Origin of the sequence: Acidithrix ferrooxidans (assembly GCF_000949295.1) — a bacterium.
Taxonomy (GTDB): domain Bacteria; phylum Actinomycetota; class Acidimicrobiia; order Acidimicrobiales; family Acidimicrobiaceae; genus Acidithrix; species Acidithrix ferrooxidans.
In genome coordinates, this window is sequence record NZ_JXYS01000050.1 from 1 (window position 1) to 2,478 (window position 2,478).

At 47.3% G+C, this 2,478-nt stretch carries 4 protein-coding genes; 2 read left to right on the forward strand and 2 right to left on the reverse strand.

The genetic code is table 11. The features are described 5' to 3' along the window. Positions 1 to 218: 218 nt before the first annotated feature. Together AXFE_RS08615 and AXFE_RS08620 are read left to right on the forward strand one after the other, a co-directional pair. Positions 219 to 467, forward strand: a complete 249-nt coding sequence (locus AXFE_RS08615; protein WP_052605479.1) for a DDE transposase — start codon at positions 219 to 221, stop codon at positions 465 to 467. Between the two features lie 184 nt (positions 468 to 651). Beyond that, positions 652 to 1,095, forward strand: coding sequence for a transposase (locus tag AXFE_RS08620; protein WP_082058601.1), 444 nt, complete (start codon positions 652 to 654; stop codon positions 1,093 to 1,095). A 149-nt stretch (positions 1,096 to 1,244) separates the two neighbouring features. On the opposite strand, the gene AXFE_RS08625 is transcribed toward AXFE_RS08620, so the two are convergent. Then, positions 1,245 to 1,502, reverse strand: a complete 258-nt coding sequence (locus AXFE_RS08625) for a hypothetical protein (protein WP_035391934.1) — start codon at positions 1,500 to 1,502, stop codon at positions 1,245 to 1,247. A 290-nt stretch (positions 1,503 to 1,792) separates the two neighbouring features. Next, positions 1,793 to 2,478, reverse strand: a 686-nt coding sequence (locus AXFE_RS08630) for a reverse transcriptase domain-containing protein (protein WP_268749152.1), incomplete at its 5' end; no start/stop codon positions are given.

The window sequence follows — 2,478 nt, forward strand, 5'->3', positions numbered from 1 at the left end:
AAATTGTTGTAGATGTCAAACTTGCACGATCCAAGCTCGCATGTCCAAAGTGTTGTTGAATAAGCCGTAAATTCGAAANNAAAATACCGCTACGACATCAGAACTTATCAACCCTCGCTGGAGACATCTTGACATGGGAATACGTCGTACTTGGATCTCTTGTGCCCTACGGAGACCGAAATGCCCCAATCATGGAGTAATCACTGAGTCAGTGCCATTTGGGTGACCGGTATCGTAAATCTCGCTTCACGAGAGACTTTGAACATCTAGTTGCCGGCTCAACCGCAAAGATGGATAAAACAACAGTTACGAAGCTCACCCGGATTGCTCAGAAAACAGTTGGTACGATCTGTGAGAGAGTAGTAGCCAAAGAGATCGATCCAAAGCGACTAGAGAAGCTCTCAATAATAGGGGTAGATGAGATTGCCTATCGTAAACACCATAAGTACATAACCCAAGTTATTTAGAGCCCGTAACAGATCATGAAACTGGAAAGATCGTCTATGGAGCAGAAGGAAAAAGCGCTAAGAGTCTAGATGGGTTCTTATGTGAGCTTGGTTCGCAACGTTCCAAGCTCTCACACAAGTAGCAACAATGGACATGGGACCAGCTTTTGCTAAAGCTTTCGCTGATCGCACACCAGATACTTAAATCGCACTCGATCCTTTTCATGTCGTTAAATTGGGCACTGAGGCCCTGGAGGAGGTAAGATGCGACCTATGGCGCCAACTGAGAAAACTTCCTACTCCAGATTACGCCCGTAGGTTTGTGAGTGCAAGATGGGCATTACTAAAGAATCCTGGTGATTTGACTCAACGCCAAAATGAGACTCTACGTCAAATAAAGTCAACCGCTGCAATACTCCTAAAGCCCTTAGAGATGAAAGAATCCCTAAGAGGGATATTCGGTAGTGGATTATCCAATGACGAAGTAGCTGAGTTCTTGGATTCCTGGTGTGCTCGTGCTTCACGAGCACAGATACCTAGCTTTGTCAGATTATCAAAGACAATTCGAACCCATAAAGATGGAATTATGGCTGCTATTGAGCCCCCTAGCTTGAAAAGGGTGTCTCCAACGGAAGGCTTGAGGGTCTAAACAATATATTAGATCCGCCATTGCTAGATGCTATGGTCTTCACTCTGCAAAATCAACACTTGCTTTGGTGATGCTTTCATGCGGTCCGATTGATCTCAAGCTCCCCTACGAAAGGGTTGCTTGATCCACATCTATGTTAGGAGAGCCAATCATTCAGGCAACTGTCGCCGGAGGTCGAACAGCTGCGCCAGCTCCTCTTCGGACATACCCGTGTCTTCGAGGACCTTCTCTACCGTGACGCCCAACTTGGCAATAGCACGACGCACTTCGTCCTGATCACGTTCGAGCGGGATATAAAACCCAATCACCTGACCGTGCTTGTTCACGGCAACCGGATCGGAGCCGGAAAGGTAGGTGCTTGCATTGTTGCGAAATTCACGAACGCCGACGCTTTTGAGTTTGCCCATTGTGTCTCCTTTGTGTACACAGTATAGCGCTTTATGGGCTGACCGTCAATGGCCCGGTTGTCCCTTTCATAATGTCCCCATGGAACAACCTCTCTAGCTCAGCACACCATCGTTGCGATGGTTTCCCAAACCAGAATGCCGCTTCAACCTGTCTCACAAGTGTTATCCGCATCTCTATTCAGGATCCACTGGACTTAACCCGCTGAGCCGGGAGTTCTTCGATGGGGGTCGAGTGGCGGGGAGGAACTTCCCCTCCCCGCTCTCACAGAACCGTGCGTGAACCTCTCAATTCACACGGCTCCTAGCGAACCGACTTTTGGTATTACCCCAAATGACCAGTGAGCCCAAAGATTGGGTTCACGTTCGGCTATTTGAGATAGGTATTTCCAAGCATTTGCTCGTATGCTAAGTCGCCTGTACTTTTTGCGTGCCCATCTAATCAAATAGATATTGATACGACGGAGGAGTTGGCCTAATCTGGATTTGTAGAAGCGTCCATAGTAGTTGATCCAGCCTAAGATCACCGGGTTGTAAAGCCTGGCGAGTTCGGCTATGGTTTGGCCTGTTTGGAGGTGAATACGAAACCGCCTAAGTTCTCTGCCCATTTCTTCTACCGCTTTATCTGAAGCCGCTGGCAGGAAGTTGTTAAACTGCTGCTTGAACTTATTGCGGGCGTAGCGTGGTGCAAAGGTAAATCCTAGAAAGTCAAAGCGTATTTGTTCGAACTCTCCTTTACGGTTGGAGTCCTTACAATAGACGATTTTGGTCTTTTGTGGATGTAACTCCAACTTGACCTGCGTCATTCTCTGACCTATAGCCTCTAGGATCTCTTCGGCTCGTTTCTTTGTTTTCACATGTACCAAAAGGTCATCCGCGTATCGTTCAAACGGGGCATAGGGTAAGTTCTTTACCATCCATTTGTCAAAAGCGTAATGTAAGAACAGATTCGCCAAAATCGGAGAAATCACCCCGCCTT

Excerpts from the sequence above, each read along its gene's own strand:
- AXFE_RS08625 (WP_035391934.1), bottom strand. The coding sequence starts at position 1,502 with ATGGGCAAACTCAAAAGCGTCGGCGTTCGTGAATTTCGCAACAATGCA.